The following is a 23798-nucleotide window of genomic DNA, read 5'->3' as shown; positions in this document are numbered from 1 at the left end:
TAGGCTGGCGGCCAAGAGTCCCTCTCGGTCAGGAGATCCGCCAATGTCGAGGCCCGCCGACGCGGTCCGCCGTGTGATCAAGGCGTATGACGTGCGAGGCCTGGTCGGCCAGGAGATCGACGAGGACTTCGTCACCGATGTCGCCGCGGCGTTCGCGCGCCTGATCCGGGCCGAGGGTGGCGAGCGGGTGGCCATCGGTTACGACATGCGGGAGAGTTCGCCGGCACTGGCCAAGGCGTTCGGCGAAGGTGTCGCCGCGCAAGGTCTCGACGTCGTGCGTATCGGGTTGGCGTCCACCGATCAGCTCTACTTCGCGTCCGGATTTCTCGGCTGCGCGGGCGCGATGTTCACCGCGAGCCACAATCCCGCCGCCTACAACGGCATCAAACTGTGTCGCGCGGGTGCCAAGCCCGTGGGCGAGGACACCGGTCTGGCGCTGATCCGCGACGAGGTCATCGCCGGTGTGCCTGGTTACGACGGCACGCCCGGCGAGATTCGCGATCAAGATGTGCTGGCCGACTACGGCGACTTCCTGCGCTCGCTGGTCGAACTGGCTGAACTGCGGCCGCTGCGGGTGGCGGTCGACGCCGGCAACGGGATGGCCGGGCACACCACGCCTGCGGTCCTCGGGCCGATCTCGGCACTGACGGTGCTGCCGCTGTACTTCGAACTGGACGGGTCGTTCCCCAACCACGAGGCCAACCCGCTGGAGCCGTCGAACCTGGTTGATCTGCAGAAGTTCGTGGTGGAGACCGGCGCCGACATCGGACTCGCATTCGACGGCGACGCCGACCGGTGCTTCGTCGTCGACGAGAAGGGCGGGCCCGTCTCGCCGTCGGCGGTCACCGCACTGGTCGCGGGGCGTGAACTCAGCCGCGAGATCGGTGCGACGGTGATCCACAACCTGATCACGTCGCGGGCGGTTCCCGAGCTGGTCATCGAGCGCGGTGGCACCCCCGTGCGTTCGCGGGTCGGCCACTCCTATATCAAGGCGCTGATGGCCGATACCGGCGCGATCTTCGGCGGCGAGCATTCCGCGCACTACTATTTCCGGGACTTCTGGGGTGCGGACTCGGGCATGCTGGCCGCCCTTCATGTGCTGGCCGCACTCGGCGAGCAGGATCGTCCGCTGTCAGAACTGATGGCGAATTATCAGCGCTACGAGGCCTCCGGCGAGATCAACTTCCGCGTAGTCGACGCGCCAGCCTGTGTCGAGTCGGTGCTGAAAACCTTTGGTAACCAGGTTGTTTCGCTGGACCACCTGGACGGCGTCACGGTCGACCTCGGTGAAGGTGCGTGGTTCAACCTGCGCACCTCCAACACCGAACCGCTGCTGCGTCTCAACGTCGAGGCCCGCAGCTCGGACGAGATCGACGAGATCGTTCGCCGGGTCTCCGACGACATCGCGGCTCAACCGGGCGAGGCGCCGTGAGCGCCGCGCACGCCACTCTCGATCTCGACGACACCGAGGGTCTGCTGGAGGCCGACCGCGACGGACTGTTGCGGGCGGCGGCAATGGCCGGCGCCCAGGTGCGCGCGACGGCGGCGGCGGTCGACGAGGGCGGGTTGGCGACGGTGGCCGGCGACCACCGGCCGCGAACCGTGATCTGGGTGGCAGGCCGGGGCGCGGCCGAGAGTGCCGGTGCGATGCTGGCTGCGACGCTCAGTGGGGTGGCTGGTGAGCCGATCGTCGTGGCGTCCGAATCTCCGCCCTGGATAGGGCCCCTGGACGTTCTCGTCGTGGCCGGCGACGATGCCGGGGATCCGGCACTGGTGACTGCGGCGGCGACCGCGGTTCGGCGTGGGGCCCGGGTCGTTGTGGCAGCACCGTACGAAGGGCCCCTGCGCGACGCTACCGCCGGACGCGCGGCGGTGCTCGAACCGCGGTTGTGGGCGCCTGACGAATTCGCGCTGAGCCGCTATCTGGCGGTCGGGCTGGCCGCGTTGCAGGCCGTGGATCCCGCTCTGCAGACCGACCTTTCGACCCTGGCCGACGAACTCGACGCCGAGGCGTTGCGCAACAGCGCCAGCCGAGAGGTGTTCACCAATCCGGCAAAGGCGTTGGCCGAGCGAATGTCCGGCCGGCAGGTGGTGCTCGCCGGCGACGGTGCCGCCACGCTGGCGCTGGCCCGCCATGCCGCGGCGGTGCTCCTGCGGCTGGCCGGCAAGGCCGTCGCAGCAGCCGGTCTGTCCGATGTACTGGTCGCCTTGCGTACCGGCGTCACAACCCAATTCGGCGACCCCGTGGACGCGCTGTTCCACGACGAGGAGCTGGACGGCCCGTTGGCCAGGGGACCGCGGGTGCTGGCGCTGGCCCTGGACACCGAGCGCGCGGTGATCGCCGCGCGGACCGGCGGATTGGACGATGTCGATCTGGTGGGGGTCGAAGACATCGGGGAGGCGGGAGCGGTTCCCGTCACCGGGCGAGCCGAGCAACAGCTCGCGACGCTTGCCGTGCGGCTGCAGATGGCGGCGGTTTACTTGAGATTGGTGGGGGGATAACTTCGGCGTGGAATTGCTACGAGGGGCGACCCGTACCTACGCGTGGGGATCTCGGACGGCCATAGCGGAATTCACCGGAGGGCCATCGCCGACGGCACACCCAGAGGCCGAGCTGTGGTTCGGCGCTCATCCCGGAGATCCGGCATGGCTGGAAACCCCGGACGGCGAGAAGTCATTGCTGGACGCCGTGCAAGCCGACCCCGACGGTCAGTTGGGCCCTGCGGTGCGGGGCCGCTTCGGCGACGTCCTGCCGTTCCTGGTGAAGGTGCTCGCGGCCGAGGAGCCGCTCTCGCTGCAGGCCCATCCGAGTGCCGCACAAGCCGTCGAAGGCTATGCCCGGGAAGACCGCGCTGGTGTGCCGCTCAATTCGCCGATCCGCAATTACCGGGACCGCAACCACAAACCCGAATTGCTGGTGGCGCTGAGCGAATTCCACGCCCTCGGCGGGTTCCGGCCCGCCGCCCGTTCGGTCGAGCTGATGCGGGCACTGGCGGTATCGGACCTCGACCCGTTCATCGCGCTGCTGTCCGGTCAGCCCGATGCCGACGGTCTGCGCGCGCTGTTCACCACCTGGATCACCGCCCCGCAACCCGACCTGGACGTGCTGATCCCTGCCGTGCTCGATGGCGCGGTGGCCTATGTGCGCTCCGGTGAAACGGAATTCGCCGCCGAGGCCAGGACGCTTCTGGAGCTGGGTGAGCGCTACCCCGGTGATGCCGGTGTGCTGGCCGCAATGCTGCTCAACCGGATCACGCTGGCCCCCGGCGAGGCATTGTTCATGCCGGCCGGCAACCTGCACAGCTACATCCACGGCATGGGTATGGAAGTAATGGCCAACTCCGACAACGTGCTTCGCGGCGGCCTGACTCCCAAGCACGTGGACGTCCCCGAGCTGCTGCGGGTGTTGGACTTCACCCCCGCCGACGAGGCGACGCTGCGTACGCCCACCCACCGTGATGGCATCGAAGTCGTGTACGACACCCCCGCCGAGGAGTTCGCCACCTGCGTCCTCTCACTCGACGGCGACAACCTTGGCCACGAGATCGATGCCCCGTCCCGCCACGACGGTCCGCAAATCCTGGTCTGCACCGAGGGCTCGGTGGTGGTGCGCGCAAAATCCGATGTGGTGGTGCTCGATCGCGGGTCCGCGGCCTGGGTGGCCGCCGACGACGGGCCGATCCGGCTGGAGGCGGCCGCGCCGTCCAAGCTGTTTCGGGCTACGGTTGGCCTTTGAAAAACCGGGCCTAGGGAGGACAACGGATGTCGACCGAGGGCAGCACCAAGGCGATCCTGGCGGCGTTGGCCGCCAACGCGGGCATCGCGGCCGCCAAGTTCGTCGGTTACCTCATCACCGGCAGCTCGTCGATGCTGGCCGAGTCGGTGCACTCGGTGGCCGACACGTCCAATCAGGGACTGCTGCTGTTCGGTCAGCGTGAGGCACGCAAGCAGCCCGACAGCCTGCATCAGTTCGGATACGGCCGGAGCCGGTACTTCTACTCGTTCGTCGTCGCCCTGGTGCTGTTCACGCTCGGCTCGATCTTCGCCCTGTACGAGGGCTATCACAAGATCAGTCACCCCGAACCGCTCACCTCACCGCTTGTCGCAGTGGTCATCCTGGTGGTGGCAATTGGGTTGGAGTCGTACAGCTTTCGCACCGCGATGGTGGAATCACGGCCGCTGAAAGGCAAGAGCACGTGGTGGCAGTTCATCCGCCGCTCGCGTAGCCCCGAGTTGCCGGTGGTGCTGCTCGAGGACACCGGGGCGCTGGTCGGTCTGGTGTTCGCGCTCGCCGGCGTCGGCTTGACGATCCTGACCGGCAATCCGGTATGGGACGGTATCGGCACGGTGTTCATCGGTGTGCTGCTCGGTGTGATCGCGGTGATCCTGATGGTCGAGATGCACAGCCTGCTGATCGGCGAGGGGGCCACCGCCGACGAAGGCCAGGCGATCCGCACCGCACTGGAGCGAACCGCTAACATCGACCGGGTGATTCACCTGCGCACGCAGTACCTCGGCCCGGAGGAGATGCTGGTCGGAGCCAAGATCGCGCTCGCCGCCCAAACAGACCTGGCCACCGTCGCGGCCACAATCGACAATGCCGAGGCGGCTGTGCGGGCAGCGGTGCCCGCCGCCCAGGTCATCTACCTCGAACCGGATCTGGACCGCGCACTGGCCCGCTAGTGCGCCGCTGCGACCACCACGCCGACATGTTGTGCCGGATCGTCCGGCCGATGATGCGTGCGGGCGGCACCATGTACAGGCTGTCGAGCAGGCTGAAGCGGCGCAGAAACCATTCCGCCAGAACAGGATCGCTTTCCGCGGCACCGAGGAACTGGTCGAACAGCGCGCCGACCGGGTGGTACCACCACGGGGCAGGGCCGTCGGTGCCGTGCAGGGTCAGGTCGCCGATCGCGTTCATCGTCCACACCGGGTACGTGGTCTTGGCGGTGGCGCGGCCGAGGTCGTAGGCCAGACGGCGGGTACCGGAGGCCAGTAGCCGGCGCAGATGACCGGCCTGCAGTGCGGTCATCGTCATGCCCTGTCCGTACGTCGGATTGAAGCTCACGACCGCATCGCCGAACGGGACAATGCCGGCGGGAAACCGCTGGAGCTTGTCGTATCGGCGCCAGCGGCTGACCGGATAGCGGTGAAAGGCAATGTCGCCCAACGGTTCAGCCTGCCGAATCGCGGCGGCCAGCGGCGCAGGCAGAACCGCGTCGGCGACAGCGCGCATCTCGTCGAGTGTCTGCGGCGTTGTGGTGTGGCCGACGGTGAACGTCGTCAACCCCCAGGTGCCGTCCTCGTAGAACAGCATGCCCAGTCCTGCGCGCTGGGTGCGCGATACCCCGGCTACGACGACCTTCTCGGCGATCAGTCCATCGGGGATGTGCAACTGCTGTGTGGCATAACCGATTCCGACGTCGACGGTCTCTTCCTCCGGCCGCGCGAACCCCCAATCATCGAGCCATGCGGGTAACCGGGTGCCCCGGCCCGAGGCGTCGACCACGAGATCGGCTGCCACGAACTCGCTCTGGCCGGACGCCGACAGCATGACGCCGGTGACCCCGTCGCGCTCCTCGTCGAAGCGTGGCGCGTTGACGTCGCGGTGCACGATCTCGACGTTCGGTAGTGCCGCGGCGCGGCGGCGAATCTGCCACTCCAACTGCTTGCGGCTGGGCACGTAGGCGGTGAACTCGCGGCGCAAGGTATGCCCGGTGCCCAGCACATGACCGGCGGCGCCGAAGTGAATGCCGTCGGGGCGGTTCTCGAGTTTGGCGACGCCGGCGGCGACCATGCCGTCGAGCAGGCCGGGAAACAAGGCCTCGAACTCCGAGGCGCCGCGGGCCATGAGGATGTGTACGTGACGGTCCTGGGGGACTGCGCTTCGGTGGCCTGGAGACTCCGGCAGTGCATCGCGGTCGTAGACCGTCACGTGGTCGTAGTGGTCGGACAGAACCCGGGCGGCACATAGTCCGGCGATGCTGGCCCCGATGACGATCGCGTGTTCGCGCAGCACGGATTCGCCGGGGTGTCGCACGTCTTCGACGTACCCTGCTCGAACACCTGCTAACCGGGGTACTAGGGGGGAATGCGGATGACCCGAAACTGGCGGACGAAGTCGGTGGAGCAATCCATTTTGGACACCGACGAGCCGGGCACCCGGCTTCGCAAGAATCTGACCTGGTGGGATCTGACGGTTTTCGGCGTGTCCGTCGTCGTCGGCGCCGGCATCTTCACCGTGACCGCGTCGACGTTCGGCAACATCACCGGCCCCGCCATCTCGGTGTCGTTCCTCATCGCCGCGGTGACCTGCGGTCTGGCCGCGCTGTGCTACGCCGAATTCGCCTCGACACTGCCGGTGGCCGGCAGTGCCTACACGTTCTCCTATGCGACGTTCGGTGAAGTCATGGCATGGATCATCGGCTGGGATCTGATCCTGGAATTCGCGGTCGGCGCGGCCGTGGTGGCCAAGGGCTGGTCGAGCTACCTCGGTACGGTCTTCGGGTTCTCCGGGGGAGTGATTACTATCGGCCCACTCGACTTCGACTGGGGCGCACTGCTCATCGTCGTGGTGGTCGCCACGCTGCTCGCGCTGGGCACGAAGCTGTCGGCGAACTTCTCGGCGGTCATCACGGCCATCAAGGTCGCGGTCGTCTTGCTCGTCGTCATCGTCGGCGCCTTCTATGTCAAGGCGGCCAACTTCTCCCCGTTCATCCCGGAGTCGGAATCCGGCAAGGGCGGGTCGGGATCCGGCATCAACCAGTCCGTGTTCTCCTTGCTGACCGGCGCCGAGAGCAGTCACTACGGGTGGTACGGCGTGCTGGCCGGCGCGTCGATCGTGTTCTTCGCGTTCATCGGATTCGACGTCGTGGCCACGACGGCCGAGGAGACCAAGAATCCGCAGCGCGATGTCGCCAGGGGCATTCTCGCGTCACTGGCCATCGTCACAGTGCTCTACGTGTCGGTGTCGGTCGTGCTGTCCGGCATGGTCAGCTATGCCGAGTTGCGGGACAAGGCGCAGGACGGCCACGCCAACCTGGCCACCGCATTCGCGCTCAACGGGGTCGATTGGGCGGCCAAGGTGATCTCGGTCGGGGCACTGGCCGGCCTGACGACCGTGGTGATGGTGCTGGTGCTGGGGCTCTCGCGGGTGCTGTTCGCGATGTCGCGGGACGGGCTGCTGCCGCGCGAGCTGGCCAAGACCGGGGACCACGGCACACCGGTGCGCATCACCGTGCTGGTTGCGGTGCTGATCGCCGTCGCGGCCACAGTCTTCCCGATCTCCAAGCTCGAGGAGATGGTCAACGTCGGGACCCTCTTCGCGTTCATCCTGGTCTCCGCCGGTGTGATCGTGCTGCGCCGCACCCGGCCGGACCTGGAACGCGGCTTCCGGGCCCCACTGGTCCCATGGCTGCCGATCCTCTCGATCGCCGCCTGCGGATGGCTGATGCTCAACCTCACGGGGCTGACCTGGATCAGGTTCGGCGTTTGGATGGCCATCGGGGTGGCGTTTTACCTGCTCTACGGCCGCCGGCATTCGGTGCTCGGCCAGCGGGAGGCGGCCACGACCCGCTGATTTACAAAACAATGCTGTTTGTCTAGACACCCGACAAAATCGCCTCTATAGTCAAGTCATCAACGTGACTTGGAGGTAACTGTCGTGACGTCTCAACTGGACGCCCCCGCCGCATCCGCGTCGTCGGCGCACTGGCGTGACAAGAAGCGCTATCTGTGGCTGATGGGCCTGATCGCGCCGACCGCGCTGTTCGTGGTGCTGCCGGTCGTCTGGGGCCTGAACCAATTCGGCTGGACCGCAGCATCGCAGGTGTTCTTCTGGGTCGGGCCGGTCCTGATCTACGTGCTGTTGCCGTCGCTGGACTTGAAGTTCGGCCGCGACGGCCAGAACCCGCCGGATGAGCTGATGGAGTACCTGGAGAACGACAAGTACTACCGGTACTGCACGTATGCGTTCATCCCGTTCCAATTCCTCAGCCTGATCTTCGGCGCCTACATGTTCACCGCGTCGAACCTGAGCTGGCTGGGCTACGAGGGTTCGCTGAGCTGGTTCGCCAAGATCGGTCTGGCGCTGTCGGTGGGCGTGCTCGGCGGAACGGGCATCAACACCGCGCACGAACTCGGACACAAGAAGGACGCCCTCGAGCGCTGGCTGTCCAAGATCACGCTTGCCCAGACCTGCTACGGCCACTTCTACATCGAGCACAACCGCGGCCATCACGTCCGCGTCGCCACCCCGGAGGATCCGGCATCGGCCCGCTTCGGGGAGACGTTCTGGGAGTTCGTGCCGCGCAGTGTGTTTGGTAGCGCGCGATCGGCACTCACACTCGAGGCGGCGCGCATCCGCCGCCTCGGCAAGAGCCCGTGGGATCCGCGCACCTGGTTGGGCAACGACGTTCTCAACGCCTGGCTGATGTCGGTGGTGCTCTTCGGTGCGCTCATCGCGGTGTTCGGCCCCGCGCTGATTCCGTTCCTGATCATCCAGGCGGTGTTCGGATTCTCGATGCTGGAATCGGTGAACTACCTGGAGCACTATGGGCTGCTGCGCCAGAAGAACGAGAACGGCCGCTACGAGCGCTGCTCACCGCAGCACAGCTGGAACTCCGACCATCTGGTGACCAACCTGTTCCTGTATCACCTGCAGCGGCACAGTGACCACCACGCCAACCCGACCCGGCGTTATCAGACGCTGCGCAGTATGTCCGAGGCGCCCGAATTGCCCAGCGGCTACGCGACTTTGATCGGCGTGACGTACTTCCCGTGGGTGTGGCGCCGGATGATGGACCACCGGGTGCTCGAGCACTACGACGGTGACATCACCAAGGTCAACGTCGATCCGCGCCGGCGGGAGAAGATCCTGGCCCGTTATGGAGCGGTGGCATGACCTCCTACCGGTGCCCGATCTGTGACTACGTGTACGACGAGGCGAAAGGTGCTGCGCGGGAGGGCTTTCCGCCCGGGACCGCCTGGACCGAAGTACCGGACGACTGGTGCTGCCCCGACTGCGGGGTGCGAGAAAAAGTTGACTTCGAAGAGATGGGTGTCAAGCAGTGAGCGAGCAGGACTACAAACTGTTCATCTGTGTGCAGTGCGGGTTTGAGTACGACGAGGCCAAGGGCTGGCCGGAGGACGGTATTGCTCCGGGCACCCGGTGGGACGACATCCCGGCGGACTGGAGTTGCCCGGACTGCGGCGCGGCGAAGTCGGACTTCGAGATGGTGGAAGTCGCGAGGCCGTGACCATTACAGTCGCGCATGTGAAGAGGCCTCGGGTTCCCTATCCCGAGGCCTCCCGCGCGTTACTACGGGAGACGGTGCTCGACGCGATGCGGGAAGAGCTGCTGACCAAGGACTGGTCGGCGATCACCCTCACCGATGTCGCGCGCACTGCGGGGATCAGCCGTCAGACCATCTACAACGAATTCGGCTCTCGCCAGGGACTCGCGCAGGGCTATGCGCTGCGACTGGCCGATCGCCTGGTGGACGCCATCGGCGATGCGATCTCCTCCAACGTCGGCAATGTCCTCGCCGCGTTCACCGAGGGGTTCCGGCTGTTCTTCACCGAGTCGGCCGCCGACCCTTTGGTCATCTCGCTACTGACCGGCGTCGCGAAACCCGACCTGCTGCAGATGATCACCACCGACAGCGCACCGATCATCACGCGGGCGTCGGCGCGCCTCACCGACGCCTTCATGACCAGCTGGGTCAGTGCCAGCGCCGAGGATGCGGGTGTGCTGGCCCGCGCGATCGTGCGGCTGGCTCTGAGTTATGTCTCGATGCCACCCGAAGCCGACCACGATGTGGCCCTAGACCTGGCCCGATTGATGACGCCGTTCGCCGAACGATACGGTGTTATCGATATTCCTTAGCTGTCAGAGCGCATCACGCGCCTGTCCCGCGAGCCCGCAGGCTGAGGGTGTCGCCAGCGCGCGTCGCGCGCTTATCGGCAATACGAACGAATAGGGGCTCTACATGTCTGAACTGACCGTCGATGTGCGCAACGGCATCGACTTCAAGGTCGCCGACCTAACGCTGGCCGAGTTCGGCCGCAAGGAGATCCGGCTCGCTGAGCACGAGATGCCCGGCTTGATGGCGCTGCGTCGCGAGTACCACGACGTCCAGCCGCTCAAAGGTGCGCGGATCTCGGGGTCGCTGCACATGACCGTGCAGACCGCTGTTCTGATCGAGACGCTGGTCGCTCTCGGTGCTCAGGTGCGCTGGGCGTCGTGCAACATCTTCTCGACCCAGGACCACGCGGCCGCGGCCGTCGTCGTCGGCCCGCACGGCACCCCCGAAGAGCCCACCGGCACCCCGGTTTTCGCCTGGAAGGGCGAGACGCTGGAGGAGTACTGGTGGGCCGCTGAGCAGATGCTCACCTGGGAGGGCGAGCCGGCCAACATGATTCTCGACGACGGCGGCGACGCCACGATGCTGGTGCTGCGCGGGGCGCAGTGGGAGAAGGCCGGCGTGGTTCCGCCCGCCGAGGACGACGACTCCGCCGAGTGGAAGGTCTTCCTGGAGCTGGTCCGCAAGAGCTTCGAGAAGGACGACAGCAAGTGGACGAAGATCGCCGAGTCGGTCAAGGGCGTGACTGAGGAGACCACCACCGGTGTGCTGCGCCTGTACCAGTTCGCCGCCGCCGGTGAGTTGGCGTTCCCGGCCATCAACGTCAACGACTCGGTCACCAAGAGCAAGTTCGACAACAAGTACGGCACCCGCCATTCGCTGATCGACGGCATCAACCGCGGCACCGACGTGTTGATCGGCGGCAAGAAGGTGCTGATCTGCGGCTATGGGGATGTGGGCAAGGGCTGCGCGGAGTCGCTGGCCGGCCAGGGCGCACGCGTGCAGGTCACCGAGATCGACCCGATCAACGCGCTGCAGGCGCTGATGGACGGCTTCGATGTGGTGACCGTCGAGCAGGCCATCGGTGACGCCGACATCGTCGTCACCTCGACCGGCAACAAGGACATCATCACTCTCGATCACATGAAGGCGATGAAGGACAAGGCCATCCTCGGCAACATCGGCCACTTCGACAACGAGATCGACATGGCCGCCCTCGAGCGCTCGGGTGCCACGCGGATCAATATCAAGCCGCAGGTCGACGAGTGGATTTTCGGTGCGGACGGCAAGTCGATCATCGTGCTGTCCGAGGGTCGGCTGCTGAACCTGGGCAACGCGACGGGCCATCCGTCGTTCGTGATGAGCAACAGCTTCTCCAACCAGGTGATCGCTCAGATCGAGCTGTGGACCAAGAACGACGAGTACGACAACGAGGTCTACCGGCTGGCCAAGCACCTCGATGAGAAGGTGGCCCGGATCCACGTCGAGGCTCTCGGTGGCACGCTGACCAAGCTCACCAAGGACCAGGCCGAGTACATCGGTGTCGACGTCGAAGGCCCGTACAAGCCGGAGCACTACCGCTACTGATCGACCGGCATCGCGCCGAGTGTGTGCTCTGTGCGCGCACTCGGCGCGGTCGTTTCCGGTGAAAACCGACCCTTCACTGGATCCCCACACATGTGGTAATTTCCCAGCTATCTCGCAGAGATTTACCAGCCGGTTAATTTGCCAGATGTCTGCCTTGGGGGCACCATGACGGAGAACAAGAACGTTCTGTGGTTCAGCGGATTGGCAGTAGCGGCCGGGCTGGGAGTGGCAGTCGGCGGTGCAGCCGCCGCCAGCGCCGACACCGGCACGGCGGGCCCCGCTAACACTTCAAAGGCGGACAACGCGCAGAGCGCGGGAACCGGCCACACCAATCGCGTCAAGGCCGGCCCCGCCAAGAGCGCTGCCAACAAGCCCAAACCCAAGCGCGTCACGGTCACGCCGCTGGCTGCCGCGAGTCTTCCGGCAAGCGTTCGCGCGGCCGCTGCGCCAGCCCCGGCCGCCGCGGTGCGTACCGCGGCGGCGAGCACGCCGAATGCGGCGGCGCTGAGCGCACCCGTCACTGCCGACGTGTCCGCCATTTCCCGCGCTACTGCGGCAGCCAATCCCATTCAGCAGCTGCTCAACGGTGTGGCAAACCTCATCAAGCAGATCCTCGCCATACCCCAGGCGATCATCAACCAGATCACCAAGCTGTTCCGTGGCCCCGGGTCGAGCCAGGGCTCCGGTGACTACAAGGTGACCGGCAGCATCCCTCTCAGCGCGGGCCATGGCGTCACCTCGCCGCCCATGACGGTCGGCCCCGACGGGCGCATCTACGCCCTGTCCCTGACCTACAGCGCCGGCGGAACCACTACTGGGGCGGAGCTCCAGATCTATCCCTCCGACGGTGCCGGCACGTACTCCACGGTCGCACTCGATCCCGCCCAGTTCACCTACGGCGAGAACAGCACCGGCACCTACAACATCGTCGCCGGCGTCGGCAGCGACACCAATGTCTACCTCACCGGTTTCTCGGGCACCGACCGCCCGGTGATCATGGTCAGCGCCACCGGCGTGGTGAAGACGATCCCGCTCGGGGCCACCTCGGACGTCTCGCTCGTGGCGACCAGCGCCGGGGTCTTCGCCTCGAGCAGCACTTTGGACGACGGCACTTACAAGCCCGCGCTGTGGACGATCAATCCCGCGACGGCCACCGCGACCAAGGCCATTCTCGGTAGCTTCATCCTCAGCACCGCGTTGGCCTACCGGGATGGCCCCGCCCTGGCGGGCGGACCCAACGGCGTGGTCTTCCTGGTCGGCTCCCTCACCAACTCCACCCAAGGGGTCGCGACGGTCGGGGCGGGCGGCGTCGTCGGCACTCCCGTCGCGATCAGCAATGGCACTTCGACGTTCTATTTGAATGGAACGCGCTTCGTGGCCGATGCCGGGCATGTCTACACACCCCGCTACGTGATCAACGCCACCACCGGTGCTGTTTCGTCAATTCCGTTGGCGCTCGGCAACAATGGCAGGGCGACTTTCAATGCGGTCGGGTCGGACGGGCTGGTTTACATCAACTCTTACGACTCTCTTCCTGAGGGCACAGCGAACGGCGCCGTGAAGGTGTACAACCCGGCGACCAACAAGGTGGTGGCCACCGTCAAGCTTGGCGATTACGTCTACACGGTGGCCGAGGCCGGCGGAAAGATCTACGCGCTGCGTAGGGATGACAGCACCGGCAAGTACTACGTCGACATCATCAGCAAGAACACCTGAGGCGTCATCGGGTCAGCGCGCAAATCTCGTTTCCGCGTGGGATCGTGAGCTGTGCGCAGACTCGGTTGTGTTGCGGCACTGGGTGTGCTGCTCGTCATCGCGGGGTGTGGTGGGAAATCGCCCGTCTCCACACAGAGTTCGCCGCCGTCGCCGGTGGCCGCCGCGATTACCCCCCTCGTCGGCTCGGTGCCGTTCGCGCCGATTCCGTTCAAGGGATCCGACCGCCTCACGCACCTCGTGTACGAGCTGTCGGTCACCAACTTCACCAGCGGTGAGCTGACGATCAAAGACGTCGCGGTGCTCGACGCCGCGAACGGCAAGCAGATCGGTGAGCGAGATACCGGGTCGCTGCAACACCGGGTGTATCCCGCCGGCGCCAAGGCCGCGACCAACGTGCTGGAGCCCGGCCAAGCCGCCACGGTGTTCATGCACGTGCCGCTGGCCGACGACAAGCAAGTCCCGCACCAACTCACGCATCGGATCGAGCTGACCGCGGCGGCGTTGCCGCCGGCCGGCCAGCAGCAGACCGAGCAGCTGGCGCCCACGACGGTGGACCGGCGCACGTTGCCGGTGCTGTCGGCGCCGCTGATCGGGGAGCGGTATGTCGGAGCCGACGGCTGCTGCGACGCGCCCCGGCATACCCGGGCGGTGCTGCCGATCAACGGCCAGCTGTACCTCGCGCAGCGCTACGCCGTCGACTTCGAGCAGGCCGACGCGCAGAACCGGATCTTCACCGGCGACCCGAAGGATCCCAGGAGCTATCAGATCTTCGGCAAGGAGATCTACGCCGTGGCCGACGGCACCGTCGTCGGCACCCGTAACGATCTGCCCGAGCAGACCCCCGGCACCTACCCCGCCGACATCGGGCTCGACGAGGCCGACGGCAACTTCGTCGTCCTCGACATCGGCAACGGCTTCTTCGTCAACTACGCCCACATGCAGCCGGGCAGCGTGCGACCGAAATCGGGGGACCGGGTCAAGCGCGGTGACGTCATCGGACTGGTCGGCAATTCCGGCAATTCGGTTGCGCCCCATCTCCATGTGCATGTGATGGACGGCCCGTCGCCGCTGGCCGCCCAGGGGTTGCCCTACCTGTACGACAAATTCACCACGACCGGCCAGGTGGCCAGCACCGGTGCCTTCGACGCGGCCGAAGCCACCGGCGTGCCGCTGGCATTGGTGGCCGATGCCACTCGTGCCGATCACACCGACGAGATGGTGCTCGACCAGAATCTGGTCACGTTCACGCGGTAGTCCCGGCGCGGTAGTCCCGGCTAGGCTGCCCGCGTGCTCATCGTCATCGAGGGACTGGACGGTGCGGGCAAGCGCACGCTGACCGTTGGTCTGCAGCGGGCCTTCGAGGCCGACGGCAGGTCCGTCACCACGCTGGCGTTCCCGCGCTACGGACAGTCGATCCACGCCGATCTCGCCAGCGAGGCGCTGCACGGCCGCCACGGTGATCTGGCCTCCTCGGTGTATGCGATGGCGACACTGTTCGCGCTCGACCGGGCCGGGGCCATCGACCAGATCGCTGCGCTGAGTCGCGAGCACGATGTGGTCATCCTGGACCGCTATGTCGCCTCCAACGCCGCCTACAGTGCGGCCCGCCTGCACCAGGACGCCTCTGGTGAGGCGGTGGCCTGGGTCGGCGACCTCGAATACGGCCGGTTCGGCCTGCCCAAGCCCGACCGGCAGATCCTGCTCGACGCCTCGGTGGAATTGGCCGCCCAGCGGGCCAGACAGCGCGCCGAGCAGGAGGCCGACCGCTCCCGCGACGCCTACGAACGTGACGACGGATTGCAGCGGCGAACCGGTGCGGTGTACGCCGAACTGGGTGCTGCTAACTGGGCCGGGCCGTGGTCGATCGTCGCTCCGGACGTCGATCCGGCGGGTTTGGCGGCCTCCCTCACGTCCTAGGGACCCCCACGCAGCGGAAATGTCGCAACTCGCCCGTGTGGTAGCCGGGGTTTGTCCCAATTCGGTGACACCATGGACACCATGAGGCAAAGGATTCTCGTAGTCGACGACGACCCATCGCTGGCCGAGATGCTCACCATCGTGTTGCGTGGCGAGGGTTTCGACACTGCGGTCATCGGCGACGGCTCGCAGGCGCTGACCGCCGTGCGAGAGCTGCGTCCCGATCTGGTGTTGCTGGACCTCATGCTGCCCGGCATGAACGGCATCGACGTGTGCCGTGTGCTGCGCGCGGACTCCGGCGTACCGATCGTCATGCTGACCGCCAAGACCGACACGGTGGACGTGGTGCTGGGCCTGGAGTCCGGCGCCGACGACTACGTGATGAAACCGTTCAAGCCCAAGGAGCTGGTGGCGCGCGTCCGCGCGAGGCTGCGGCGCAACGAGGACGAGCCGGCCGAGATGCTCTCGATCGCCGATATCGACATCGACGTGCCCGCGCACAAGGTCACGCGCGAGGGTGAGCAGATTTCGCTGACACCGCTGGAGTTCGACCTCCTGGTGGCGCTGGCACGTAAACCGCGGCAGGTGTTTACTCGTGATGTGCTGCTCGAACAGGTGTGGGGATATCGGCACCCCGCGGACACCCGTTTGGTGAACGTGCATGTCCAGCGGTTGCGGGCGAAGGTCGAAAAGGACCCGGAGAACCCGCAGGTGGTGCTGACCGTTCGAGGAGTGGGTTACAAGGCCGGACCTCCGTGATCTGGTCATGATTCGAGCTCGTGTTCGCGGTCCCTGGGGGCGTTCGGGCCCACTGGTTCGGGGCACGAGTGCGCTGAGTCGAGCGCTGGGGCTGATCTGGCGCCGCTCCCTGCAGCTACGGGTGGTCGTGCTGACATTGGGTTTGTCGGCGGCGGTCATCGTTGCGCTCGGCTTCGTGCTCACCAGCCAGATCACGAACCGGGTTCTCGACGTGAAGGTGCATGCGGCCACCGAGGAACTGGATCGGGCGCGCAACACTGTCAGCGGGACGGTCAGCGGTGAAGAGGCGCGCTCGCTGGACAGCAGCCTGCAGCTGGCCCGCAACACCCTCATCTCCAAGACCGGTCAGTCGTCAGGGGCCGCCCTGGCCGGCACCTTCGACGCGGTGCTGGTGGTCCCGGGTGATGGCCCGCGTGCGGCGACCGCCGCCGGGCCGGTGGACCAGATCCCGAAGTCGTTGCGCGACTTCGTGAAAGCGGGTCAGGTCAGCTATCAGTATTCGACGGTGCACACCGAGACCTTCAGCGGTCCGGCCCTGTTGATCGGCACGCCCGCCCCGTCGCGCGTACCGAATCTCGAGCTCTACCTCATCTTCCCGCTCAACAACGAGGAGAACACGATCACGCTGGTGCGCGGCACCATGGCCACCGGCGGGCTGGTCCTGCTGGTGCTGCTGGCCGGGATCGCCCTGCTGGTGTCGCGGCAGGTGGTCCTGCCGGTGCGCTCGGCGTCGCGGATCGCCGAACGCTTCGCCGAAGGGCACCTGTCCGAGCGGATGCCGGTGCGCGGCGAGGACGACATGGCCCGGCTGGCGGTGTCGTTCAACGACATGGCCGAAAGCCTGCAGCGCCAGATCACCAACCTCGAGGAATTCGGCAACCTGCAGCGCCGGTTCACCTCCGATGTCAGCCACGAGCTGCGTACCCCGCTCACGACGGTGCGGATGGCCGCCGATCTGATTCACGACCATTCCGAGGAGCTGGACCCCGCGCTGCGCCGCTCCACCGAATTGATGGTCAACGAACTCGACCGGTTCGAGACGCTGCTCAACGATCTGCTCGAGATTTCCCGCCACGACGCCGGCGTCGCCGAATTGTCCGTGGAGGCAGTCGATCTGCGCTCGACGGTCAACAGTGCGCTGGGCAATGTCGGTCACCTGGCCGACGAGGCGGGGATCGAGCTGGTGGTCAACCTGCCAGATCACGAGGTCATCGCCGAGGTCGACGCCCGCCGTGTCGAGCGCATCCTGCGCAACCTGATCGCCAATGCCATCGACCACGCCGAACACAAGCCGGTGCGGATCCGGATGGCCGCCGACGAGGACACTGTCGCGGTGACGGTTCGCGACTACGGTGTGGGACTGCGGCCCGGCGAGGAGAAGTTGGTGTTCAGCCGGTTCTGGCGCTCGGACCCGTCGCGGGTGCGCCGCTCCGGCGGGACGGGCCTCGGCCTGGCGATCAGCATCGAGGATGCTCGCCTGCACCAGGGCCGGCTGGAGGCGTGGGGCGAGCCCGGCAAGGGCGCGTGCTTCCGGTTGACGCTGCCGCTGGTGCGCGGACACAAGGTGACTACCAGCCCGCTACCGCTGAAACCTGTTGCGGCAGAACGCGATGATAGTCGCAAGGATCAGCGCCAGGTGCGGCAGCGGGAGCCGGCGGGGGAGAGCGTGTGACAAGCCGGCTGCTGGTCCTGTTGATGGCCGCAGTGGTGGCGTTATTGACCGGCGGATGTGCGGGCGTGCCGAATTCGTCGGCGCCGCAAGCGATCGGAACCGTCGAGCGACCCCAGCCGAAGAGCTTGCCGAAGCCGGCTCCGGGAATGGATCCCGACCAGTTGTTGCGCGAATTCCTCAAGGCCACGGCCGATCCGGCCAACCGGCACCTGGCTGCTCGCCAGTTCCTCACCGGCGCGGCGTCCAATGCCTGGGACGACCAGGGCAGCGCGTTGCTGATCGACAACGTTGTGTTCGTCGAAACCCGAACTCCCGATCGGGTTTCGGTCACGATGAAGGCCGACATGCTGGGGTCGCTGTCCGACGTCGGTGTCTTCGAGACCGCCGAGGGGCAATTGCCCGACCCGGGGCCACTGGAGATGGTCCAGACGCCGGATGGGTGGCGGATCAACAAGTTGCCCAACGGAGTGTTCCTGGACTGGCAGCAGTTCCAGGCCACCTATAAGCGCAACACCCTGTACTTCGTCGACCCGACCGGCAAGACCGTGGTTCCCGATCCGCGCTACGTCGCGGTGTCGGATGCCGACCAGTTGGCCACCGAACTGATCACCAAGCTGATCGCGGGACCCCGGCCCGAGATGGCCCGCACGGTGCGCAATCTGCTGGGACCGGTCAAGCTGATCGGCCCGGTGACCCGCGCCGACGGTGGCAAGACCGGTATCGGGCGGGGCTATGGCGGTGCCAAGGTCGATCTGGAGAACCTGACCACCACCGATCCGCATAGTCGGCAATTGCTTGCCGCCCAGATAATTTGGACACTGGCCCGGGCCGACATCAAGGGCCCCTACGTGATCAATGCCGACGGCGCAGCCCTCGACGACCGGTTCGCCGATGGCTGGAACACCACCGACGTGGCGGCCACCGACCCCGGCGCGGTCGACGGCGCTTCAGCCGGTGTTCACGCGCTGATCAATGGCTCGATGGTCTCGCTCGACGGACAGCAGGCGACACCGGTGCGCGGCATGTTCGGTCAGATGCCGGCCCAGGTGTCGGCTGCACTGTCGCGGACGGGACAGGACATCGCCTCGGTGACCGTGTTGCGGCCTGGTGCGCCGGACATGTTGTCGTCGTTGTGGATCGGCCCGAACGGTGGGGCCGCGGCGAAAGCCACCGACGCGCGTTCGTTGACCCGACCGTCGTGGGCCTTGGATGACGCGGTGTGGGTCGTGGTCGACGGCATCAGCGTCGTTCGGGTGATCCAGGAGGAGGCGTCCGGCCAGCCCGCGCGGATTCCGGTGGATTCCGCGGCGGTGACTTCCCGGTTCCCCGGTGCGATCACCGAATTGCAGCTTTCCCGTGACGGCACTCGTGCGGTGATGGTGATCAACGGGCAGGTGGTGCTGGCCGGTGTGGAAGTGACCCCGGCCGGGGAGTTCTCGCTGACGTATCCGCGCCAGATCGGCTTCGGTCTGGGCTCGTCAGTGGTGTCGCTGTCGTGGCGTACCGGCGACGACATCGTCGTCACGAGAACCGATGCCGCACACCCGGTCTCGTATGTGAATCTCGACGGCGTCAACTCCGACGGGCCCAGCGGCAACATCGTGATGCCGGTCTCGGCGGTGGCGGCCAACCCGGCGGCGGTCTATGTCTCGGATAGTCGCGGGGTGCTTCAACTGTCGGGGACCAGCGCCGACAACGGTCAATCCTGGTCCGATGTACGACCCTTCCTGGTACCCGGCGCGGTGCCGGTGCTCCCAGGCTGAGAGGAAAATTGGTGTCCGGTCCCGTACTGCCCGGCGTGATTCGCCAAATCGGTTATATCGTGCAGGATTTCGATAAGGCGCTGGCTGAGTTTCTGGCACTGGGGGTGGGCCCGTTCTATGTTCTGCGCGGTATCGAGCAGACCGGGGTTTATCGCGGCCGTGAGTGTACGGTCGAGCTGACATTGGGCCTGGCCAATAGTGGAGATCTGCAGATCGAGATCATTCACCAGGACAACGACGCTCCGTCGATCTACTCCGAGTTCACCTCGGCGGGCGGGGATGGCTTTCATCAGTGGGCGTATTGGGCCGAGGACTACGACGCCGCGCTCGCGGCCGGTCAGGCCGCGGGGTGGGAGGTCGTCTGGTCGGGCGGTGAACCCGGTACCGCCCGCTATGCCTACTTCGAGCCGCCGCCCGGCAGCGCGGCGACCATCATCGAGTTGATGGAGCTGACCCCGGCAACGGTCGGGATGGGTGAATTGGTGCGGACGGCAGCTATCGGTTGGGACGGAAGCGACCCCATCCGGACTCTGTTCGGGTAGCCGCAGAAGTTCGACTTACTCGGCATAAGTTGGATTATCTCCTGGTCAGCTGGGTGAATTGTGGGCAGCCTGTCAAGCCAGTAGCGTTTGCTGCTGTGAGCGGAGAGTTGCGGGTGGATCCGGCTGTTTTATCGGCCACGTGCCAGTCGCTGTCCGGGGCCGCCGAGCATCTGCTCGGGCGGTTGAAGGCGCTCGACGGCAACGTCACGTCGATGTTGGCCGGATGGCAGGGTACCGCCGGTGGTTCCTACGGGGAGGCGTGGAACCAGTGGCATCGCGGGGCCGACGAGGTCGAGCGGGCGTTGGAGATCATGGCCGCGCTGCTGGGCCAAGCGGGCAAGACGTTTGCCGCACAGGAGCAGACCAGTGCACAGGAACTGCGGGGGCTCCACGATGGCTGATGCATTCTCAGTGAACCTCGAAGGACTGGCCGAAGCCGTGGCTGAGATCGCAGAGTTCCAGCGCACTGCTGAAAGCCTTCTTGCCGAGATCGAGTCGACCGTGTCCAACCTGCACATCACGTGGTCCGGCGAAGCGGCATCGGCACACGCCGAGGCACACAGGTCCTGGACACACGGTGCGGGGTTGATGCAGGAAGCTCTCAACAAGTTGCACACTGTCGGGGACACCGCGCACGGCAACTACACCGGGGTGATGAGCACCAACCAGAACATGTGGTCCTAGCGGGGTTGTATGCCACCGCTTTCCGTGGATCCAAGCGCCCTTGACGGTGCGGGCTCGGCACTGATCGACGTCGGCAAGGACATCGGTCTGACGATGTCGACGCTTGAGGGTGCGTTGTCGGGCTGTGGGAGCATGTGCGGCAACGATCCCGTCGGCTCGGCAATAGGACAGAAGTACGACTCGACGGCATCAGCGGTGGTCCAAGCGATCGCCGCTGCCCGTAATGGCCTGGTGAATCTCGGTGACGGAGTGCGCGTTTCGGCGCACAACTATTCACTCGCCAACGCCCAGTCAGACGTGTCGGGTCGGGCGCAGCCGCTCCCGGTGCCACCGGCTTCGGGCAAGATCGCCGCATCGTCGCCGCCGTCGTCGGTGGGTGCTGGGGATGTCGCGCCGGCGGGATTCGGATGGGTGGCCAAATACATCGGCATGATCTGGCCGAACGGAGACTCGGCGCAGTTGCGGGCGGCCGCAGCCGCGTGGACGGTGGCTGGCACGCAGCTGTTGGTCACCGAAACGTCGGCGGCAGGACCGCTGGGAATAGTTGGTGGGCAACAGATTCCCGAGGGTGAGGCAATCGGTCAGGCGTTCGCGGCATCGATCAACGGTGCGGTGCAGATCATGTCGCAATGCACCACGATAGCCTCACAGCTGAACGCCTACGCCACCAAGATTGACGCGGTGCACGCGGCCATCATCGATCTGCTGAGCCGGATCTGCGATCCGTTGACTGGAATCAAGGAAGTCTGGGACGTCCTGACCGGCGAGGACGAGGACGAGATAGAGCAGATCGCCAATGACATCAAGACGGTGGTCGACAACTTCAAGGGCGAGGCCGCAGCGTTGGCGGTTGAGCTGGCTCCTGCGATGGCGGCAGCAGAGAACATCGCCTCGACGATGGAGCAATACGCCGACAAGGAGTGGAATCAGTTCTTGCACGGGACTGAGGTTGGGCATCTTGTCGACCTTGAATTGCGGGTCAACAAGGGCTTTTTCGGTTCAGCGGGAGATCTGCTGAAGGACAACTGGAAGTACGGTCCGCTGCGTGCCATGACCCAACCAGATCGTTGGTTCAAAGACTGGAAAGACACCATCACCGGGATGGCACCGCTGGTGGGAGCCGGCGGCGACGGTGCCCCCGGAGTGGGGGAGTCCTGGAAGAACGTCGGCAAGGGACTTCTCCACTGGGACTTGTGGACGAAGGATCCGGCGGAAGCGTTGGGCCGCAATCTGTTCGATGTCGGAACACTCCTCGTTCCGGGCGGTGAGCTCGGCGCGGCGGGGAAGGTCACCCACGGTGCGGTCGATGCGGCTGAGGCCGCTGCCAAGTCGGCACCGCGCGTTGCCGATGCCGCGCCACAAGTAGCACGTGATGTCGCAAAGGGCGCCGAGTCCGCGGTGCCGACTCCTGTGCATGCACCTGAGGTGCCAGCCGGTGGCGCACCCCGCCCGTTGCCCGATGCACCTGCCAAACCGCTCGCGCCTGATGCTGCACCGCCATCGAAGCCTGCCCCGTCAACGGCAGCGGACCCGAGGTCGGCACCTGTTCAAGGTCATGGCGCGGCCGGCCCGACGGAGCGTGCTGCCGGCGATGTGGCTACTGGCCACCCGGGTGCTTCGGACTTACTGAATGTGCCCGGCGAGTCGCGTCCTTCGGTCGTGGATGTGCCCGCCACCGCCGCTGAGCGGCAGGCGATGGCGAGTCAAGTCGCGGAGGCACCGGCGAGTGCCTCGGCCGCTGGATCCACGGGCGGGGGATCGGCGTTGCCGAGTGCCTCCTCGGCGGGATCGGTGGGCGGAGAAAGTGCTCATGCCCCGGGCGGATTGTCTTCGGGCATGGGTGATGCGGGAGACCGGGTGCCCGTGAGTGTGGGGGCGCACAGTGCAGAGGGGGCTGCCGACGGTGTGGGGCATGGGCCGCATCCGGGCGCGGGTGATGGCGGAGGTTCGCACGGTGGGTCGGGCGATCCCGGCAGGGGAGGTGATCATGGGGGCGGAAGCCATGGGACTGGTGGCGAGCGTGGCGAACCCGACGACCACGGACCAGGTGGGGATCACGATGGTGATGGAACAGGTCCACACGACGACCTGCCGGACTCTGACCCGCAGGGCATTAGTCCCGAGAAGCGCGATGAAATCCTGGCGATGGACAAGGGCGATCGACCCGACCCGTCTGAGTACTTGTCGCCCGAGTTCATCCAGCATCATTTGGAGAAGTTTGACGACGGCGCAGCCAGATTCATGCCGCTCAATAACTTCGATAAATACGGGCTTGGGCAGGTTGACGGCACCACATTCGTAATGCCCAAGCACGAGGCTGATTCACTGTCGCAGTTGTTCGTAACTGACCGCAGCGCACTAGCAAGAGCTCTCGGGCTACCTGAAGGGTTCTTCGAACGAGGGAAACTCGTCCGCATCGACATCCCTGATCCCGACGAGGTTGGTCTCCGAATTCCGTCGGGGAACGAAGCAGGTGCCAACGAACATTGGATCCCGGGTGGGTTCCTGCCCGACGGCTCGTCAGAGGCAGTTATAGATGGCGGCGGAATGCCTTCCGGCCGCTACGATGTCACCGTTGTTTCAAAGGATCCGGAGGGTTGACATGGAGGTCGAGCGATTCAAAGACACCTACGTCTCCAGGGAAGATAGATTTTCCCTTGGTTTGGACACGGAAGCGGGTAGCTATTATGCATCGTTCCCCGTGACCATCGGGATCATTGACTACGAAGAGTATTACAGACTTACACAAGAACAATATGAATCATTTATGCGGGACCATGCGGCCGCCCTCGACTTCGTCAATTCTTGTCGTCGTCACGAGCGAGACGACCTTCTCATCGAGAAGCCGGGATGGAATCGTGGCACGCCGATCTGAGGTCCGGCCATTAGCTCGGGTATCGGCTTCAGTTTGGTTCGAGATGGGCAGCGCAACAGCGGATCTCACAACCGTCCATACGTGTCCGCGGACCAACTCGTAGCGACATGGCGAAACGTTTCGAACCAACGTATTTTTCAGAAGATCGCAGGTACTCAATGGGAACGATCTGAAGACTGGCGGGCACTATCTTGCGATTCCCGTGAGTAATGGGCCTGTTGAATACGCCGAGGAATATTGGCTCAGGCCGGGGCAATATGACGAGTTTGTAACTGATCAATCTGCAGTTCTGAAGTTCGTCGACGAGTGTCGCGCCCGCCAGCACGACGACCAGTTGATCTATGTGCCAAGTGACAAACGCGGCGAGCCACTGTAGTGGTGTTGCCGCTGTGGACAATACGAGCGCGCAGGAGAGACGAA

The 23798-nt window shown here is 65.7% G+C and carries 22 protein-coding genes; 21 read left to right on the top strand and 1 reads right to left on the bottom strand.

Annotation, left to right across the window (positions count from 1 at the left end):
- Positions 1–43: 43 nt before the first annotated feature.
- Genes HPC46_RS05375 through HPC46_RS05360 form a run of 4 tightly spaced genes read left to right on the top strand, consistent with a single transcriptional unit; the run spans position 44 to position 4683 of the window.
- Complete coding sequence (locus HPC46_RS05375; protein WP_179467559.1) at positions 44–1432, top strand: phosphomannomutase/phosphoglucomutase; 1389 nt, start codon at positions 44–46, stop codon at positions 1430–1432.
- On the top strand, positions 1429–2502 hold the full coding sequence (locus HPC46_RS05370) for a TobH protein (RefSeq protein ID WP_179467557.1): 1074 nt from the start codon (positions 1429–1431) through the stop codon (positions 2500–2502). Before HPC46_RS05375 ends, HPC46_RS05370 begins: the two co-directional genes overlap by 4 nt.
- A gap of 7 nt (positions 2503–2509) precedes the next feature.
- Positions 2510–3736, top strand: coding sequence for a mannose-6-phosphate isomerase, class I (gene manA, locus HPC46_RS05365; RefSeq protein ID WP_179467555.1), 1227 nt, complete (start codon positions 2510–2512; stop codon positions 3734–3736).
- Between the two features lie 26 nt (positions 3737–3762).
- Entirely contained in the window at positions 3763–4683 is a 921-nt protein-coding gene (locus tag HPC46_RS05360; protein WP_179467552.1) for a cation diffusion facilitator family transporter, read from the top strand.
- Here the strand turns inward: HPC46_RS05360 and HPC46_RS05355 are convergent.
- Positions 4640–6040 (bottom strand): FAD-dependent oxidoreductase, encoded by a 1401-nt coding sequence (locus tag HPC46_RS05355; RefSeq protein ID WP_325096571.1) that lies wholly within the window; start codon positions 6038–6040, stop codon positions 4640–4642. The two genes, HPC46_RS05360 and HPC46_RS05355, sit on opposite strands and share 44 nt — an antisense overlap.
- Positions 6041–6097: 57 nt before the next feature.
- On the opposite strand from HPC46_RS05355, the gene HPC46_RS05350 reads away from it, so the two are divergent.
- From HPC46_RS05350 to HPC46_RS05270, 17 genes are all read left to right on the top strand, one after another.
- Positions 6098–7579: an amino acid permease gene (locus tag HPC46_RS05350; RefSeq protein ID WP_179467550.1), complete on the top strand. Its 1482-nt coding sequence runs from the start codon at positions 6098–6100 to the stop codon at positions 7577–7579.
- Positions 7580–7741: 162 nt separating this feature from the next.
- Positions 7742–8902, top strand: a complete 1161-nt coding sequence (locus tag HPC46_RS05345) for an alkane 1-monooxygenase (protein WP_233716244.1) — start codon at positions 7742–7744, stop codon at positions 8900–8902.
- Positions 8899–9072 carry a rubredoxin gene (locus tag HPC46_RS05340; protein ID WP_179467546.1) on the top strand — a complete coding sequence of 58 codons (174 nt, stop codon included), beginning with the start codon at positions 8899–8901 and terminating at the stop codon, positions 9070–9072. The genes HPC46_RS05345 and HPC46_RS05340 overlap by 4 nt, the downstream gene beginning before the upstream one ends.
- Entirely contained in the window at positions 9069–9257 is a 189-nt protein-coding gene (locus tag HPC46_RS05335; protein ID WP_179467544.1) for a rubredoxin, read from the top strand. Before HPC46_RS05340 ends, HPC46_RS05335 begins: the two co-directional genes overlap by 4 nt.
- Positions 9254–9886: a TetR family transcriptional regulator AlkX gene (alkX, locus tag HPC46_RS05330; RefSeq protein WP_179467542.1), complete on the top strand. Its 633-nt coding sequence runs from the start codon at positions 9254–9256 to the stop codon at positions 9884–9886. Before HPC46_RS05335 ends, alkX begins: the two co-directional genes overlap by 4 nt.
- A gap of 103 nt (positions 9887–9989) precedes the next feature.
- Positions 9990–11450, top strand: coding sequence for an adenosylhomocysteinase (gene ahcY / locus HPC46_RS05325; protein WP_179467540.1), 1461 nt, complete (start codon positions 9990–9992; stop codon positions 11448–11450).
- 165 nt (positions 11451–11615) lie between these two features.
- Positions 11616–13166, top strand: coding sequence for a hypothetical protein (locus tag HPC46_RS05320; protein ID WP_179467538.1), 1551 nt, complete (start codon positions 11616–11618; stop codon positions 13164–13166).
- A 51-nt stretch (positions 13167–13217) separates the two neighbouring features.
- Positions 13218–14420 (top strand): M23 family metallopeptidase, encoded by a 1203-nt coding sequence (locus tag HPC46_RS05315; protein WP_179467536.1) that lies wholly within the window; start codon positions 13218–13220, stop codon positions 14418–14420.
- Between the two features lie 33 nt (positions 14421–14453).
- Positions 14454–15083: a dTMP kinase gene (locus HPC46_RS05310; RefSeq protein WP_179467534.1), complete on the top strand. Its 630-nt coding sequence runs from the start codon at positions 14454–14456 to the stop codon at positions 15081–15083.
- Positions 15084–15155: 72 nt separating this feature from the next.
- Positions 15156–15842, top strand: a complete 687-nt coding sequence (mtrA, locus tag HPC46_RS05305; protein WP_071947075.1) for a two-component system response regulator MtrA — start codon at positions 15156–15158, stop codon at positions 15840–15842.
- 7 nt (positions 15843–15849) lie between these two features.
- The gene (gene mtrB / locus HPC46_RS05300; RefSeq protein WP_179467532.1) at positions 15850–17514 is read left to right on the top strand and encodes an MtrAB system histidine kinase MtrB; all 1665 of its coding nucleotides are present in this window, start codon (positions 15850–15852) and stop codon (positions 17512–17514) included.
- Between the two features lie 23 nt (positions 17515–17537).
- Positions 17538–19277, top strand: coding sequence for an MtrAB system accessory lipoprotein LpqB (lpqB, locus tag HPC46_RS05295; protein ID WP_179467842.1), 1740 nt, complete (start codon positions 17538–17540; stop codon positions 19275–19277).
- 11 nt (positions 19278–19288) lie between these two features.
- Positions 19289–19819 carry a VOC family protein gene (locus tag HPC46_RS05290; RefSeq protein ID WP_179467530.1) on the top strand — a complete coding sequence of 177 codons (531 nt, stop codon included), beginning with the start codon at positions 19289–19291 and terminating at the stop codon, positions 19817–19819.
- A gap of 95 nt (positions 19820–19914) precedes the next feature.
- Complete coding sequence (locus HPC46_RS05285) at positions 19915–20220, top strand: WXG100 family type VII secretion target (protein ID WP_179467528.1); 306 nt, start codon at positions 19915–19917, stop codon at positions 20218–20220.
- Positions 20213–20503, top strand: a complete 291-nt coding sequence (locus HPC46_RS05280) for a WXG100 family type VII secretion target (RefSeq protein WP_179467526.1) — start codon at positions 20213–20215, stop codon at positions 20501–20503. The genes HPC46_RS05285 and HPC46_RS05280 overlap by 8 nt, the downstream gene beginning before the upstream one ends.
- A gap of 9 nt (positions 20504–20512) precedes the next feature.
- The gene (locus tag HPC46_RS05275; protein ID WP_179467524.1) at positions 20513–23104 is read left to right on the top strand and encodes a WXG100-like domain-containing protein; all 2592 of its coding nucleotides are present in this window, start codon (positions 20513–20515) and stop codon (positions 23102–23104) included.
- Between the two features lies 1 nt (position 23105).
- Complete coding sequence (locus HPC46_RS05270) at positions 23106–23378, top strand: hypothetical protein (protein WP_179467522.1); 273 nt, start codon at positions 23106–23108, stop codon at positions 23376–23378.
- Positions 23379–23798 lie beyond the last annotated feature (420 nt).

The sequence above is a fragment of the Mycolicibacterium vinylchloridicum genome, assembly GCF_013404075.1.
Taxonomy (GTDB): domain Bacteria; phylum Actinomycetota; class Actinomycetes; order Mycobacteriales; family Mycobacteriaceae; genus Mycobacterium; species Mycobacterium vinylchloridicum.
This window is presented reverse-complemented; position numbering and strand designations above follow the sequence as displayed.